Origin of the sequence: Pseudomonas sp. ADAK7 (assembly GCF_012935675.1) — a bacterium.
GTDB lineage: Bacteria > Pseudomonadota > Gammaproteobacteria > Pseudomonadales > Pseudomonadaceae > Aquipseudomonas.
In genome coordinates, this window is sequence record NZ_CP052861.1 from 3,571,813 (window position 1) to 3,587,708 (window position 15,896).

A 15,896-nucleotide genomic window follows, 5' to 3' on the forward strand; every position below is an offset into this window, starting at 1 on the left:
ACATACGTACTATAGCTGCGGAGCGAACGTGTTGTCCGATAGCCGTTTTCGCACAGCGACAGCGGTCAAGGAAGAACGGATCAGCTCCAATAACCTACAAGGAATGAAGGGGACGCTATGGTTGATTCATCGGAGTTTCGTAACGCAATGGCGATGCTGGGCAGCGCCGTCACTATCGTCACAACGGATGGCCCCGCGGGCCGTTTCGGCTTCACCGCTTCTGCCGTGTGCAGCGTGACGGATTCACCGCCGACGCTGCTGGTGTGCGTCAATCGCGCCTCGGCCAACCACGAGCATTTCAAAACCAACGGCGTGCTCTGTGTGAACGTGCTGACCGGGGGCCATCAATCCACCTCCGGTGCGTTCGCCAACCGTCAGCTGACCATGCAGGAACGCTTCTCCAGCGTTAACTGCCAGACCCTGGTCACCGGCTCGCCGGCCATCGAAGAAGCGCTGGTCAATCTGGACTGCCGCGTCAGCAAGATTGACGAGGTCGGCACCCACAGCATTTTTTACTGTGAAATCCTCGAACTCAAACACAGCGAAGCCAAGGAAGGCCTGGTCTATTTCAATCGCAATTACTACCGTCTCAACGACGAAATGCGCTTGGCCCCCGATCAGTAACCGATGCCCCGACTTGCGTGACTGCCGCCGGTTTTTGCTGGCCGGCAGCTCGTCCGCAACCGGGTCATGACAGGGATGAAACCATGTTATTCAATGAAGACAACTTCGCGGATCTGGACCTGAACCTGATCATCATTTTCCTGGTGTTGTTTCGCGAGCGAAGTGTTTCGCGCACGGCCGAACGCCTGCACGTCAAACAACCGGCAATCAGTGGTTCGTTGGCGCGCTTGCGCAAGAAGTTTGATGACCCGCTGTTCCTGCGCTCGTGCAACACGATGCGCCCGACGTCGAAAGCGGAAAGACTGGCCCTGGCTCTCACCCCCGCCATCAGCCAGATTGAAGCGGTGATCAGCCTCTGAGACTTTTCAGGCAGACAACCCTTTGGCCGGCCAACGGCCAAGGGTTCGCCGCCCGATGAATAGCGGCCGGGAAATGATCTTTTGGGGGATGATGTTTTGGTGGTTTTTCCAGCTCGGTTGCCGAGCCTGATGTTGAACTAGACCCGCGCCCAGAACGCCGGCAGAAAACACTCGCTGACCAACAAGGCCGAGCCGTTGCGCGTAAAGCGTGAGCGTCTGGCCAGCAGCCGTTTGGCGTGTGGCGCGTAACGATAGGACAGCGCCGCCAACGGCGCGCCGGGGGTCAGCAAGGCACACTGGAACGGTTCGCGCAGGGTCTGCTCGGAGCGGTAGAGAATCTCCGCCAGCGGTCGGCCACCGTACCCGTTCAACTCCGCCCAATCGGCGCTCAGGGCCGGCACACTGGTCAGGCTGCGCGCCGTGACACAGGCCTCGCCGTCGATCTTCATCACCACTTCGCGCACCCAGCCGGTGGACGCCGGCGGTACATCAAGCGCTTCCGCTTCGTCATGGTTGAGCAGCGTATGCGACTGCTCGAGCACTTCGATGGAATAGTCGCCCATGGCTTTCAAGCGCGGGGTCAGCGCGCCGGGCAAAAACAGCCAGTGATGCTCAGGCGCGGTCAACTCCGACAACGGTCCAGATGACCAATAATGATTCGTTCCCATGCTCACACACCTCCCTGGTGATCGTGAATCGGTTGGTTGCCGTGAAGGGCCCTGCCCTTCACGTGCGGCGGATCAACTGCATTCAAGCGTCGGCATCTTCAGTGACTTCATGCTTGCTGATGACATCAACGGTCTGTTCATCGAACTTGACCGCGGTGAGCAGCGAATCGAGCAGCCCGGGAAACCGCAGGTCCATGTCCTCGCGGCGCAGGGACAAGAGGTTTTCCCGACCGTACGGCCGTTGCCAAATCAGGCCGCTGTCGCGCAAGACCCGCCAGTGGTGGGTCATGGTCGACTTCGATGCGCCCTTGAGGATCCGGCCACAGGGATGTTCCTGGCCATCGGCCAACACCTTCAACACGGTCAGGCGCAACGGGCTCCCCAGCGCGGACAGAACATTCTCTAACAAGATCTGGTCCTGATTGGGGTGATTCGGGACGTTCATAGGTAGGTACCTTTGATGATATAGGCGGGAAAAGTCATGCGTGAATTCGTCTATACGAGAACAGTAAGACTATACACAAAGATCCCTTCTCCCGCGATAAACGCCCCGGGCGCTACAGCCCGTTGAACGCTACTGTTCGGTGTTCTTCGCCAAGGGTGATTCAGGCTCCTGGAAGCCGCCGCCAAGCGCTGCCATCAATGAAATCGAACTGTCGACGTGCTTGCTGTTGAGGTAAGCCAGGCGCATCTCGTCCTGAATCAATTGTTGCTCGATATTTAGCGCGTCGAGGAACGTATCTTCCCCGGCCTTGTAGCGCGATTGCGAAAGGTCATAGGAGGACTGGGCAATCGCGCACGCATCCTGTTGCACCACGATCTGCTGTTCGAAGGAGCGCAATTGCGTCACCGAGATCGCAACTTCGTGCAGCGCCGACGTCAGCACCTGGTTGTAGTGCGCGATGGAAACATCCAGCTCGGCGTTGCCGGCCTTGAGGTCGGAACGCAAGCGCCCGGCATCGAAAATCGGCAAGGATATTGTCGGTGCGATGTTCCAGAACTTGCTGACGCTGGCGAAAATCGCATCACCGGACAAGGCATGCGTGCCCGCGGCGGCAACCAGGTTGATGTTGGGATAAAACGTGGTTTTGACCGCGTCGATATTCTTGTTCTCGGCCTCCACCCGCCAGCGCGCCGCGACGATGTCCGGCCGGCGCCCGAGCAACTGCGCCGGCAGTTGCGCGGGCAGCGCCACCACGCTGGCTTGCAAGGTCGAAGGACGCTCGATGCCTTGCGCACGATCAACGCCCTTGCCCACCAGCACGGACAATTGCAGCCGCGCAATTTCGATATCGTCCAGCGCACCGATCAGGGTCGATTCCGAACGGGCCTTGAGGCTTTGCACCTGTTTCAGTTGCGACAGGTTGTCCAGCCCCGAGTTGTAGCGTGAGTCCGACAACTCCACCAGTTTGCTCAAGCGCGCCAGGTCTCGGCGATTAAGTTCCGAGACCTGCCAGGCATAAGCCAGCTGGTTGTAAGCCTTGACCACGTTGACCGTCAGAATCAGCTTCGACGACTGCAGGTCGACTTCCGCCGCCATGGCGCTGTTGAGCGCCGATTCCCAGGCCGCGCGCTGCCCGCCCCACAGGTCAAAGTTGTAGTTGAAATTGACCGCCAGGTTGCGCGCCGTGAAGTACTTGTGGCCTTCGCCACTGTAGTCCTCGAACTTCGACAGACGCCCACGGGTGACACCCGCCGAGGCGTCTATTTCCGGGTAGCGCTCGGCATCGCGCAAATCCAGGAACGCATTGGCCTTGGCGACCCGCGCCGAGACCTCCTGCAAATCCGGGTTGCTCGCGTAAGCCTCTTCGATCAAGGCCCCCAGGCGTGGATCGCCGAGGGACGACCACCAATCGGTACGCGGCCAATTGGCGGGCGGCAGCGTGTCTTTCAGGCTGTTCGAGGACGCCTGGTCAATCGACAGCATCTGGCCCTGATGATCGATCCCGGCGTAGTTCACACAGCCGGCCGTCAACAGGATCGAAGCGGCCAGCGGCGCCAGCATGAAGCGTGTAATCCGATACATACAACTTCCTCAGATGGGTTGCGGCGCACTGACCGAGTGAGTTTCTACAGCGCGAGCCGGCTGCTTGATCGAGCTCAGCAAGGTGTAAACCGACGGCAGAATGAACAGCGTGAACAGCGTGCCGATCAGCATCCCCACCACAATCACCAGACCCAGACCGAAGCGGCTGTTGGCACCGGCTCCGCTGGCGAACAACAGCGGCGCCAGGCCCACCACCATCGCAGCGGTGGTCATCAGAATCGGCCGCAGGCGAACTTGCGCGGCATGTTGAATCGCTTGCACGCGGTCCATGCCTTGCTTGCGCTGCAATTCATTGGCGAACGCGACCATCAGGATCCCGTGCTTACTGATCAATCCGATCAAGGTGATCAAGCCGATCTGGGTGTAGATGTTCAGCGAGGTCATGCCCAGCGCCAGCGGCACCAAGGCCCCGCAGATCGACAGCGGCACGCTGATCAAAATGATGAACGGGTCGCGGAAGCTCTCGTATTGCACGCTCAGCACCAGGTAAATGATCACCAGGGCCAGGCCGAAGGTGAACACCAGGCTGTTGCCTTCCTGCACGTACTGACGCGCATCGGACTGCCAGTCGAAACTGAAGCCGGCCGGGAAGTTTTCCGATTGTTTTTGCAGGAAGCCCACGGCATCGCCCAAGGTCACGCCCGGTGCCGGAATGGCCTGGAACGTGGCGGAGTTCTGCTGGTTGAACTGGGTCATGCGGTTAGGCTCGACCTTCATGCTCAGGGTGGCCAGTGTCGACAGCGGCACCGGGTTGCCCTTCTGGTCTTTCACGTAATACAGCTTGAGGGTTTCCGGGGTCAGGCGGTCGGCGGAAATCGACTGCGGAATCACGTCATAGGAACGCCCGTGGAAGGAGAACCGGTTGACGTATTTCTCGCCGATCAGGCTGTTGAGGGTCTCGCCGATGTCCTGCATGCGAATGCCCAGGGCGTTGGCCTTGGCGCGGTCGATCTGGATTTCCACCACCGGGTTGTTGAAGTCCAGGTCGCTGTCCACCACCGCAAACAAGCCACTGGCCTGGGCCGCCTGCTTGAGTTGGTCCATCACGTTGAACAACGCCAGGTATTCCTGATCGCTGCGAATGACCATTTGCACCGGCAATCCGCCGGTCGAGCCCGGCAATGGCGGCATCTGGAACACAAAGATGCTGGTGCCTTCGATCTGGTTCACCTTCGCCTGCAAGTCGGGCTGAATGGTGTTGGCGTCGCGACCGCGTTTTTCCCAGTCCACCAGGTTGATCCCGCCGACGCTGTTGGACAGCCCGTCGGAACCGTTGGCCACCCAGTTGCTGTAACCCTCGGGAATCTCGTTGAACGTCTCGTAGAGTTTGTGGGCGTAGGCTTCCAGGTAGTTGAGGTTGGCATGCTGCGGCGCCTTGATGGCGGTCAGCAGGATGTTCTGGTCTTCCAGCGGTGCCAGTTCGGTCTGCGCCGAGCGATACAGGAACGGCAGGCTGAAAAAGATCACCAGGGCCACGCTCAGGCTGATCCAGCGTCGAGCCAGCGAACCGCCGAGCAACGCGCCGTAACGCCGGGCCAAGTACTGGAAGAAGCGGTCGGCCTTGACGGCCATGAAGCCTTCGCTGCTTTTCGCATCCAGCAGGCGGGTACTCATGATCGGCGACAACGTCAGCGCGACGATGCCGGAAATCACCACCGCGCCAGCCAGGGTCAACGCGAACTCCTTGAACAGCGTGCCGGTCAGGCCGCCCATCAAGCCGATCGGCGCGTACACCGCCGCCAGGGTAAACGTCATCGCCACCACCGGCCCCGCGACTTCACGGGCACCGATCAACGCGGCATCGAACGGGGTCTTGCCTTCCTCGATGTGTCGGTGGACGTTTTCCACCACCACGATCGCATCGTCCACCACCAAGCCGATGGCCAACACCATCGCCAATAAGGTCAGCAGGTTCAAACTGAAACCGAACATCTGCATCAACATCGCCGCGCCGAGCATCGACAGCGGAATGGTCACTAACGGAATCAGTACGGTGCGGAACGTCCCCAGGCACAGGTAAATCACCAGCACCACAATCACCAGCGCTTCGAGCAACGTGTACGACACTTCGTCAATCGAGGACTGAATGAAGTGCGCCACTTCGAACGGGATTTGTACGGTCACACCCGGCGGCAGGGTTTCCTGAATCTGCGGGATCAGTTCTCGCACACGCTTGACGATCACCAGCGGGTTGCCGGTCGGTGCCGCGTCGAGGCCAAGGAACAGCGCCGGAACATCGCTCATCGAACCGCTGGTGTCGGTCGCGGCCGCATTCAGCTCGACCGTGCCCACGTCGCGGACTCGAATGATCCGACCGTTGTCGTTGCGCAGCACCATGTCGCGGAAATCTTCGACGCTGTTGAGGTCGGTGTTGACCCGCAGGTTGCTGACCACGTACAGGCCTTTGACTTGCCCCGGTGCGGCCTGGAAGTTATTGCCTTCGATGGCTTTCGAAACGTCTTGCCCGGTCATGCCGTAACCGGCCAGGCGTTGCGGGTCGAGCCACAGGCGCATCGAGAGTTTCTGCTCGCCCATGATGTTGATTTTCGCCACGCCTTCGATACCGGCGAACATCGGCTCGACGACGCGGGAGATGTAATCTGACATCTCCGGGATGGTCAGGTTGGAACTGGCAAACGCCACGTAGGCCACGCTGGTGAAGCCGCCCGAGGTGCGTTCCACCACCGGGTCATAGGCATCCTTGGGCAAGCGATACTTGATCTGATTGACCTTGGCCATCACCTCGGTCAACGCCGAGATGGAGTCACTGTTGAGGGCCATGCGGATCGTGACCAGGCTGCGACCCTGGGTCGATGACGACGACAGGTAGTCGATGCCCTCGACCGAGGCTACGGCCTGGCTGATCGGCTGGGTGACAAAGCCTTGCATCAGTTCCGACGAGGCGCCGGGGTACTGGGTGGTGACCGTGATGGTCGACGTCTCCAGCATCGGGTACTGGCGGATCGGCAGGTTCATTAACGCGCGCACACCGAACAGCAGGATCAGCGTACTGACCACCACTGCCAGCACGGGGCGGCGTAGAAAGATGTCGGTAAATTTCATTGTTTCGACCCGGTTGCGAGGTTAAGACCAATCGTGTCCGGAACACCTTCCACCGCCACGCCGTCATGGAGCTTCAACTGCCCGGAGGTCACCACTTGCACGCCTTCGGTCAAGCCTTTGTTGACCACTGCCCAGCCATCGCGACGCTCACCGACCTTGATGCTTTCACGCTTGACCTTGGTCACGCCGGCCTCGTCGAGGTACACCGCGAACACGCTTTCGCCGTAGGCGTTGTAGGTGATGGCGGTTTCCGGGATGAGCAATTCCGCGGTCTGCGGCAGCGTCACCGAAACCCGGGCATACATGCCTGGACGCAGCAGTTTTTTGGTGTCGGTAATCACCGCCTGGACGTTAATGGTGTGGGACTGGTTGATCTGCGGATCGACCGCCACGATCTTTCCCTGAAACTTCACATCGGCCCAGGCATCGACCTTGGCCTGCACGGTCTGGCCCAGTTCCACGCGGGAACCATCGCGCTCGGCCAGGGTGAAGTTGACCCGCAGCACACCCGGGTCGGTCAGCGTCGCGACAGCGCCGCCGGCTTCAAGGTATTGCCCCAGATGCGCCTGGCGAATGCCCAGGGTGCCGGCGAACGGTGCACGGATATGACGCTGGGCAATCTGCGCCTGCATGCGCTCCATATCACCTTTGGCGGCATCCAGTTGGGCGCGGGCACTGTCGAAGGCACGGCGGCTTTCGGCACCAGTCTTGGCCAGTTCCTGCACACGAGCGAATTGTGCCCGGGCGGATTCGAACTCGCCCTTCAAGCGCACCAACTCACCCTGTTCGGGAGCATCGTTAAGGGTCAGCAATACTTGCCCGGCCTTCACTTCATCGCCGGACTCGAAATCGATATCAACCACCTTGCCGCTGACTTCGGCCGACACCAATACCTGGCGCTGCGCTTCGAGCTTGCCGATCGCTTCCAGGTAGTAGGTGTACGGCTGTTTCTTGACCTGGGCCAGACCGACCCGGGTACTGGGGATTCGTTGCTCGGCAGCCGCCGGAGCCGGTGACCAGAAACGCCAGCCCAATGCGCTGGAAATGATCACGACGAAGATAATAAAGACCAGCGTTTTAACTATATTTCGAGCAAGCATGTGGCACTCCCTTGACTCTTTACTGCGAGCACAAAAGTTGAAGAATTAAGAAAAAAGATGCGACACAAACCCGGCGAGTTATTAATCCCTGTGATCAATCACTCATAACTCGCCGAACTTGTTTATTAGCGGATCAGGCCGCAATCAGTACGTTGGATTTATCCAGGTACAGTTTGCCGATACCGTGCAAGTTCAAAGGCGACAAGGTGAAGTGCTTTGAACCGGTATGGATATCGCGGAAGCAACGTTCCAGGAAACTGGTTTTATAAACGGCTTTGGAACCGGCCAGCGCGTAGATCTGGTTGACCGCATTCACCGAGTTTTCCGTGAGGACCGAAGCGGCCAGGCCGACGCGCGCGCCCACCGGTTCACCGATGGTTTCACCGCGGTTGATCACTTGGCAGATAGCGTCTTCGAGCAACAGCTGTGCGGTGTGCACCGAGGAAATGGCGCGGCCGGTCTTCTCGAAAATCACCCCTTCCAGGCCCGGGTCGGTATTCACCGCGCGGTCATTGCGAAAGTGATCGACCGCCGCCCGGGCCACGCCCAGCACGGTGGACATCGCCGCCAACGTGCCGAACTCGTAGTAGCCCGTGGCATAAGCGCGGGAGCTGCGAATTTCCGGGGATTTTTTCAGGGTTTCGACGTCCAGGGAGAACGCCTTGTTGACCAGCACCTGTGAACATTCAAAGTGATTGCTGCCGGTGCCGCGCATGCCCAGGGTGTCCCAGGTGTGGTTGATCTTGCACTGGCTGGCCGGGACGAAAAACATCCGCACCTCTGGTGCAGAGCCGTCGGCCGGGCCTTTGACGGTGGCGGTGCACACCAGCCAGTCGGCGTGGGCCGAGCCGCTGGCGAAGGCCCATTTGCCGCTCAACAGGTAGTCGTCGCCCACGGGCAATGCTTCGCCGCCGGAGTGGATTGCACCGATCACAAAACCGTTGCAGGTGCTGTAGATGGCTTCGGAGGTGTGTTCCGGCAAATAGTCGGAGAGACGCCCCATCGCCACTTGCACGGCCAGTTGCCAGGAGACGGAAGCATCATGCCGGGCAAACTCCAGCAGCATGGCCGAGGTGGTCTGGATATCGACCTGAGAACCGCCAAACGCCCTGGACACGGAGGTCCGGGCAAAGCCTTCCTTGAAAAGCTCAGACATCACATCCTTGTGAGTCGCATTCGTCTGCTCACTGTAATCCCGGTGTTTAAGGATCAAAGGGTTCAGTGCACGTACCTTCTCAAGCCATTCATTGGATTCGGTGGGAAGGTTATTCCATTGCATTAGATTTTTCATAACGGCTCCTAGCTATTATTTATTAACATTCAGCAGACGAAAAAACAGACAACGTTTTATTGTTATTAAACCCCGTGAAAAATGTACGTCTACAGTCGTACATTGGCAAGCGTTATTATCAGGAGCAATACATATTTTTTAGAAAGCGCTGACAATAATCAAAGGCGAAAAAAAACATCCGAACTTGCAGCGAAGTTACGGCTTTTAAACATTAAGGTATTAGCGTGCGCCGGCGCGTCGTGCGCTCACCTCCGACAGCGATGCCCAATCCTGATCGCCCTGGCCGTGGGCCATTCCATCCAGCAGGTTGTCCTTCAACACACTGGCAAATGGCAACGGCACCTGCGCCGCTTCCCCCGCCTCCAGCACCAGGCGAATGTCCTTCAAGCCCAGGGACAATTTGAACCCCGCCGGCTCGAACTGTTTGTCGACCATCAGTTTTCCGTAACCCTGGTAGACCGGCACCGCAAACAGCGTCGAGGTGATCATCTCGATGAAGGCTGCACGGCTGATGCCGTAGCCGCTGGCCAGGGTCGAGGCCTCGGCCGTGGATTCGATCGCCGCAGCAATCATCAGGTTGGCCGAGAGCTTGGCAACGCACGCCAGTTCTGCACACTCGCCGAACGGCCAGGTCTTGCGCCCCAACACATCGAACAACGGCTGCACCCGCGCCAACGCATCGGCAGGCCCGGACACCAGAATATTCAGATTGCCGGCCGCGGCGACATCCACTCGCCCCAGCACCGGCGCCGACACATAAGCCACTCCGCGCTCGGCGTGCAAGGCCGCCAGTTCTTTAGCCAGCGCCACCGACACCGTGGACATGTTCACATGGACGCTGCCCGGCGCCAGGCCATCCAGCGCTTGGGCATCGATGAACACGGAGCGAATGGCGGCATCGTCGCCCAGCATCGAGATCAACACCTCGGAATGCGCCGCCAGTGCCGGGCTGTCGACCGCTTGAGCGCCGGCCTGCACCAATGCTTCCAGCGGCGCTGGCGAGCGATTCCACACGCGGACCTGATGACCGGCCTTCAGCAGGTTCAGCACCATCGGTGCGCCCATCGTGCCCAAACCAATAAAACCCAGTTCCATGTCTTGCTCCTGTCGGTGTCAGGTGCCCGGAATGTCCGTTGCACGGCGAATCAGAATTGCGATTGTACGTGTACAGGCGTACATTTCAAGTGCCTCGAGTATTTAACCTTCGGAGCACTGGTTTCAAACATACCTATACGCAAGGCAAGGAGGCTTTATGCAATTCGGGATCTACACCGTTGGCGACGTCACGCAAGACCCGACCAACGCCAGTACCCCAAGTGAATCTCAGCGCATTCAGGCCACTGTGCAAATCGCGCAAAAAGCCGAGGACATCGGGCTTGATGTGTTCGCGACCGGCGAGCACCACAATCCGCCGTTCATCACCTCTTCCCCGACCACGCTGCTGGCGTACATCGCGGCGAAGACCCAACGCATCATTCTCTCGACCTCCACCACCCTCATCAGCACCAACGATCCGGTACGCCTGGCCGAAGAGTACTCGCTGCTGCAAAACCTCTGTGGCGGGCGCATGGACCTGATGCTGGGTCGCGGCAACACCGCGCCGGTCTACCCCTGGTTCGGCAAAAGCATCGCCGACGGCCTGCCGCTGGCGATGGAAAACTATCGGCTGCTGCACAGACTGTGGCGCGAAGAAGACCTCAACTGGAGCGGTCGTTTCCGCACACCGCTGAAGAACTTCACCTCGATTCCCCGCCCCCTGGATGACTTGCCGCCCTTCGTCTGGCACGGTTCGATCCGCACCCCGGAAATCGCCGAACAAGCGGCGTATTACGGCGACGGTTTTTTCGCCAGCCATATCCTCTGGCCCCGCGAACACTTCATTGCCCTCGTCGAGTTTTACCGGGAACGCTTTGCCCACTACGGCCACGGCACGCGCGAGCAAGCCATCGTCGGCCTGGGCGGGCATATCTTCATGCGCCGCAACTCCCAGGATGCGCGACGCGAGTTTCGTCCCTACTTCGACAACGCCCCGGTGTACGGCCATGGACCGTCCCTCGAAGAGTTCATGGAGATGACCCCGTTGTCGGTGGGCAGCCCTCAGGAAATCATCGACAAGACCCTGACTTTTCGCGAGCATTTCGGCGACTACCAGCGCCAATTGTTCCTGTTCGACCATGGCGGTATTCCATTGAAAACCGTGCTGGAACAACTCGACATGTTCGGCGCCGAAGTGCTGCCGGTACTGCGCGAAGAAACCCGCAAACGCCGTTCGCCGCTGGCGGCCGAAGCCCCCACCCACGCCAATCGCCTGGCCCATTTGCATTCAACACAGATGCTTGAACTTGACCGGCGACCCGGTTTGAAAACCACGTCCCACGACACCGTCACCGGTCGATAAACCTACCCGGCGACAGCCCTCGATCAATCGAGGGCCGTTGCCGACAATCAGGCCGCGCCCCGCAATGGCTGACGCGCATCCATCACTGTCAGCACATCATCGGTAATCAGCCGCGCGAGGTATTGACCGTAACCGGTCTTGCTCATGCTGCCGGCCAGCACCAGCAACTGCGCGTCATCAATCCAGCCCTTGTTGTAGGCAATCTCTTCCAGGCAGGCGATTTTCAAGCCCTGGCGTTTCTCGATGGCATGCACGAAATTGCCCGCTTCCAGCAACGCATCATGGGTGCCGGTGTCGAGCCAGGCCATGCCGCGCCCCATCACCGAGACATTCAATTTGCCCCGTTGCAGGTAGACATTGTTGACGTCGGTAATCTCCAGCTCGCCCCGTGGCGACGGCTTGATATCAGCCGCAATCTGCAGCACTTCGTTATCGTAGAAATACAGACCGGTGACGGCGAAATTGGATTTCGGATCAGTCGGTTTTTCACAGATGCTCAAGGCCTTGCCGGCGGCATCGAACTCGACCACACCAAAGCGCTCGGGGTCGGCCACGTAATAGCCGAACACCGTCGCGCCCTCTTCGCGGCTGGCCGCTTGCACCAGGGTTTCACCGAAACCGGCGCCGTAGAAAATGTTGTCGCCCAGGACCAGGCACACATTGTCTTCGCCAACGAATTCACGGCCGATGATGAAGGCTTGCGCCAGGCCATCCGGGGTCGGCTGCACGGCGTAGCTCAGGCTCAGGCCCAACTGACTACCGTCACCGAGCATGCGCTGGAAACCGGGCAAATCTTCCGGGGTGGAAATGATCAGGATTTCGCGAATTTCCGCCAGCATCAGCACTGACAGCGGGTAGTAGATCATCGGTTTGTCATACACCGGCAGTGACTGTTTGGACACGCCCAGGGTGATCGGGTGCAGACGCGAACCGGCGCCGCCCGCCAACAGAATTCCTTTGTACTTGGCCATGCTTTTTTCCTTTTAAGCAGAGATTTTTTGAAGTGGGTAATGTTCAGGCTTCAACCGATTCGGTGGCGTGTTCGCCGATGCGTTCCAGGGCGTAGTCGCCCGACAGGACCCGCGCCCACCAAGGGCTGTTTTCCAGGTACCAGTCGACGGTTTTGCGCATCCCGGTCTCGAAGGTTTCCTGCGGCGTCCAGCCCAAATGGGCGTGGATTTTCCCGGCGTCGACCGCGTAGCGCTTGTCGTGGCCGGGGCGATCCTTGACGAAGGTGATCAGGTCGCGAAAGTGCGCGACGCCTTCCGGTTTGACCGCACCACGTTCCTCCAGCAAATCGCACAAGGTGTGCACCACTTGCAGGTTGGTCTTCTCGTTATGACCGCCGATGTTATAGGTCTGCCCGACCTCACCGCGACTGACCACGGCATACAGGGCCCGGGCGTGATCCTCGACAAACAGCCAGTCGCGAACCTGCGCGCCATCGCCGTACACCGGCAACGGCTGGCCTTGCAGCGCGTTGAGAATGACGTGGGGAATCAGCTTTTCCGGGAAATGGAACGGCCCGTAATTGTTCGAACAGTTGCTCAACACCACCGGCAATCCGAAGGTGCGGTGCCATGAACGCACCAGGTGATCGGAGCTGGCCTTGCTCGCGGAATACGGCGAACTCGGCGCGTAGGCCGTGGTTTCGGTGAAGGCCGGATCCTGGGGTTCAAGGTCGCCATACACTTCATCGGTGGAAATGTGATGGAAGCGAAACGCGGCCTGGCGCGGCGCGTCCAGTCGGTTCCAGTAGCTTCGCGCCGCTTCGAGCAAGGTGTAGGTGCCGACGATATTGGTTTCGATAAACGCCTGCGGGCCTTCGATCGAGCGGTCGACGTGGGACTCGGCAGCCAGGTGCATCACGGCATCCGGTTGCTGGGCGGCAAAGATCTCGTCCAGCGCATTTTTGCTGCGGATATCCACCTGGTAAAACGAGTACCGCGGTGAATCGGCGACGTCGGCCAGCGAATCCAGGTTGCCGGCGTAGGTCAGCTTGTCGACGTTGACGACTTCGCAGTCGGTTTCATTAATCAGATATCGCACGACGGCCGAGCCAATAAAACCCGCGCCTCCCGTCACTAAAATTTTCATCAGCGCCTCCCTTGGCCAATTGATGATTGAACAATCCTTGAACGTTCGCTCAGTTGAGCAAAGCCACCCAGTACTGGCTCAAGCCCTGCTCCAGAATCAGCAGCGTCTGGATGCAGACAAAGCTTTCATCGGTGGTCGCCGAGGTCGAGTTGAGCGGGCCGAATCCGCCGTCCTGTTTTTGATGCGCGGCAATCCAGTCTTTCGATTCCTGCAGATAAACCGGTTGGGCATCGAGCAAGTACATCGCCGCAATGGCCATGTACGTGCCGACCAGGCTCACCGCTTTGCCCGGCCGGTAATGGAACGAACCATTGGCCAATTGCAGTTTTTGCAGCCAGGCCACGGTTTGCCCGGCATCGACGATGCGCTTGTTGAGGATGAACAGCGTCGACACCACGCGGTACACCGAAAACGCGTCCGGCGGATAACCCGGTTTGTTGGCAAATCCACCGTCGGCGGTGCGGCAGCGCAAGGCGAACGCGAGGACCGCTTGCTCGTCCGGGGCCTTGGCGCCGAGCGCATGCAGCGACAACACCGCCAGGTTGGTGTGCCAGATATCGGAGGCAAAACCCGGCACATCACCGAAACCGCCGTCCGGGTTCTGGCACGCTTGCAAGTAACGCACGCAGCCGTCGATATCGTTCGGCAGAGCGCCCAGCACCCGCAACGACAACACCGCGCAGTAACTGGCGAACACATCGCTCAGGTGCCCCGGCTGTTCGGCGAAGCCGCCGTCGGTGTTTTGTGAAGACTTGATGCAATCGATCAGGCTCGCCTTGTTTTCAATCTGAATGCCCAGCGCGTGCAGGTCCGAGATTACATGCAAGCCGGAAAACACTTGCCAGGTCTTGTCCGCCCGAAAGCCCAGCGGCGCGGTTTCGGCGGTCAGCCCGTAAGGCGTATCGCTGGAGGCGCGGGCCTTGGACAGCCAGGCCAGATAGCGTTTCAGATCCACATTGATGGCGGGCACGGCCGCGGGATGGATGTCTTGCACATCGCCGCTGCCATCGATCGCGATCAGTTCCTGCGCAACCAGCGCCGCATCGTCGTGATGATGCACGGTGGTCGGTGGCGCAAGGTTCTGCAGGGCGTGGGCGGCGGCCAACTGGGTTTTCAGGCTCTTCAAGTGCAGCGGCAGGTAGGTCAGGTTACCGATGCTGAAGATCCCCGGTTGACGCGGCGGTGCCCAGAACTGGCGGATAAACGGCACGGTCGGGTCATCGGGGGTGGACCAGAAGTAGCCCTTGCCCAGGAACAGCCCGCCGTTGCTGTGGTCATGAAACTCCAGCAACGCCGCTGTCACCGAGGTGCGATCAGGCCCTTCGAAACCGTTCGGGAGTGCCTGCATCGCTTGCAACAGCAACGCGACGTCGTAGGCGGTTTTGATCGGGAAAGGCGACTCGTGTTTTTTGTACGAGGTGTGCCAGTCGACCCGCACTTTGCCGTTGATGCAGACCCGGTCCCAATACCCGCCATAGGCCGGATCGCGAAACAACGCCAGGGTTTGCAGCAGAAACGAGCGCGCCAGATTCGACAGTGCGTTGTCGTCGCGAACGTTCGCCAGTCGCGCCAGTGCAAGGCTGATGTGCGCACGCACGGCGCAGCGGCTCAAGTCCACGTCGACGCACGAGTCACTGTCGCCGCCGGCGATGCGTGCGATCAGGTTCTCGGTATGCACTTGCAGGTGCCCGACCAGCCCCTGACCCAACGGATCGTGACCAATCTGCGTGAGCAGATTGGCCGCGCTGATATCCAGCTCAATGGACGTCGCCACCTCCAGTGGCATCGACCAATCGCTGCTATAGACGCCCGCGACAGTGGACCGGGCGTAGAGCGCTTCGATCTTTTCCAGCATCGCGCTGATGATCTCGCGGTTCGCCGTGTTCTGTGGCGCCCTGCGCTGGTAAGCCAGCAAGGCACTCAGCGCGTCCAGTTGCAGCGCCAGGGTTCGGCAGCGTCCCGAGCCGTGGGGCGTCCAGAACTGATCGGCCAGTTCATGGAAACCGGCGTTCGGGGCATCGTACAAACCCATCAACCCGTCATGGGCGAAGCGCAGTTGTGCTTCGTCGCCATGCTCGGCGTGGTAGAGCGTCGCCTCAACTTGATCCTGCAACTGCTTGTCACTGGAAATGGCGACCTGCCCACTGGCATCGGTGATTGCAAAATAGCCACCGTGCTCGAGGTCGGCGAGACCTTGATCAAAAAAGAACTGCGGATGAAGCGACATGGTGTATCCCTCTTCCTTGAGG

The 15,896-nt window shown here is 59.6% G+C and carries 13 protein-coding genes; 3 read left to right on the forward strand and 10 right to left on the reverse strand.

Annotated elements, in window-relative coordinates; translation table 11 throughout:
* The first annotated feature begins 117 nt into the window (after positions 1–117).
* On the forward strand, positions 118–624 hold the full coding sequence (locus tag HKK53_RS16630; RefSeq protein ID WP_149657701.1) for a flavin reductase: 507 nt from the start codon (positions 118–120) through the stop codon (positions 622–624).
* 83 nt (positions 625–707) lie between these two features.
* Positions 708–983, forward strand: a complete 276-nt coding sequence (locus tag HKK53_RS16635; protein ID WP_169371724.1) for a helix-turn-helix domain-containing protein — start codon at positions 708–710, stop codon at positions 981–983.
* A gap of 137 nt (positions 984–1,120) precedes the next feature.
* Here HKK53_RS16635 and HKK53_RS16640 read toward each other — a convergent pair whose 3' ends face one another.
* The 7 genes from HKK53_RS16640 to HKK53_RS16670 form a co-directional block, all read right to left on the reverse strand.
* Positions 1,121–1,651: a chorismate--pyruvate lyase family protein gene (locus tag HKK53_RS16640; RefSeq protein WP_169371725.1), complete on the reverse strand. Its 531-nt coding sequence runs from the start codon at positions 1,649–1,651 to the stop codon at positions 1,121–1,123.
* 82 nt (positions 1,652–1,733) lie between these two features.
* Positions 1,734–2,096, reverse strand: a complete 363-nt coding sequence (locus HKK53_RS16645; protein ID WP_133838436.1) for an ArsR/SmtB family transcription factor — start codon at positions 2,094–2,096, stop codon at positions 1,734–1,736.
* 129 nt (positions 2,097–2,225) lie between these two features.
* Entirely contained in the window at positions 2,226–3,677 is a 1,452-nt protein-coding gene (locus HKK53_RS16650) for an efflux transporter outer membrane subunit (RefSeq protein ID WP_169371726.1), read from the reverse strand.
* 9 nt (positions 3,678–3,686) lie between these two features.
* On the reverse strand, positions 3,687–6,761 hold the full coding sequence (locus HKK53_RS16655) for a MexW/MexI family multidrug efflux RND transporter permease subunit (protein WP_169371727.1): 3,075 nt from the start codon (positions 6,759–6,761) through the stop codon (positions 3,687–3,689).
* Positions 6,758–7,861: an efflux RND transporter periplasmic adaptor subunit gene (locus HKK53_RS16660; RefSeq protein ID WP_169371728.1), complete on the reverse strand. Its 1,104-nt coding sequence runs from the start codon at positions 7,859–7,861 to the stop codon at positions 6,758–6,760. Before HKK53_RS16660 ends, HKK53_RS16655 begins: the two co-directional genes overlap by 4 nt.
* Positions 7,862–7,994: 133 nt before the next feature.
* Complete coding sequence (locus tag HKK53_RS16665; protein WP_169371729.1) at positions 7,995–9,152, reverse strand: acyl-CoA dehydrogenase family protein; 1,158 nt, start codon at positions 9,150–9,152, stop codon at positions 7,995–7,997.
* A gap of 219 nt (positions 9,153–9,371) precedes the next feature.
* On the reverse strand, positions 9,372–10,247 hold the full coding sequence (locus tag HKK53_RS16670) for an NAD(P)-dependent oxidoreductase (RefSeq protein ID WP_169371730.1): 876 nt from the start codon (positions 10,245–10,247) through the stop codon (positions 9,372–9,374).
* A 157-nt stretch (positions 10,248–10,404) separates the two neighbouring features.
* Between HKK53_RS16670 and HKK53_RS16675 the strand changes: the two genes are divergently transcribed.
* A complete protein-coding gene (locus HKK53_RS16675; protein WP_169371731.1) occupies positions 10,405–11,550 on the forward strand; it encodes an LLM class flavin-dependent oxidoreductase in 1,146 nt (381 codons plus the stop codon).
* Positions 11,551–11,597: 47 nt separating this feature from the next.
* Here the strand turns inward: HKK53_RS16675 and rfbA are convergent, their stop codons facing one another.
* The 3 genes from rfbA to HKK53_RS16690 are packed head-to-tail and all read right to left on the reverse strand — an operon-like array spanning position 11,598 to position 15,874.
* Positions 11,598–12,521 (reverse strand): glucose-1-phosphate thymidylyltransferase RfbA, encoded by a 924-nt coding sequence (rfbA, locus tag HKK53_RS16680; protein WP_169371732.1) that lies wholly within the window; start codon positions 12,519–12,521, stop codon positions 11,598–11,600.
* 43 nt (positions 12,522–12,564) lie between these two features.
* Positions 12,565–13,647, reverse strand: a complete 1,083-nt coding sequence (rfbB, locus tag HKK53_RS16685; protein ID WP_169371733.1) for a dTDP-glucose 4,6-dehydratase — start codon at positions 13,645–13,647, stop codon at positions 12,565–12,567.
* Between the two features lie 49 nt (positions 13,648–13,696).
* Entirely contained in the window at positions 13,697–15,874 is a 2,178-nt protein-coding gene (locus HKK53_RS16690) for a prenyltransferase/squalene oxidase repeat-containing protein (protein WP_169371734.1), read from the reverse strand.
* Between the last annotated feature and the right edge of the window lie 22 nt (positions 15,875–15,896).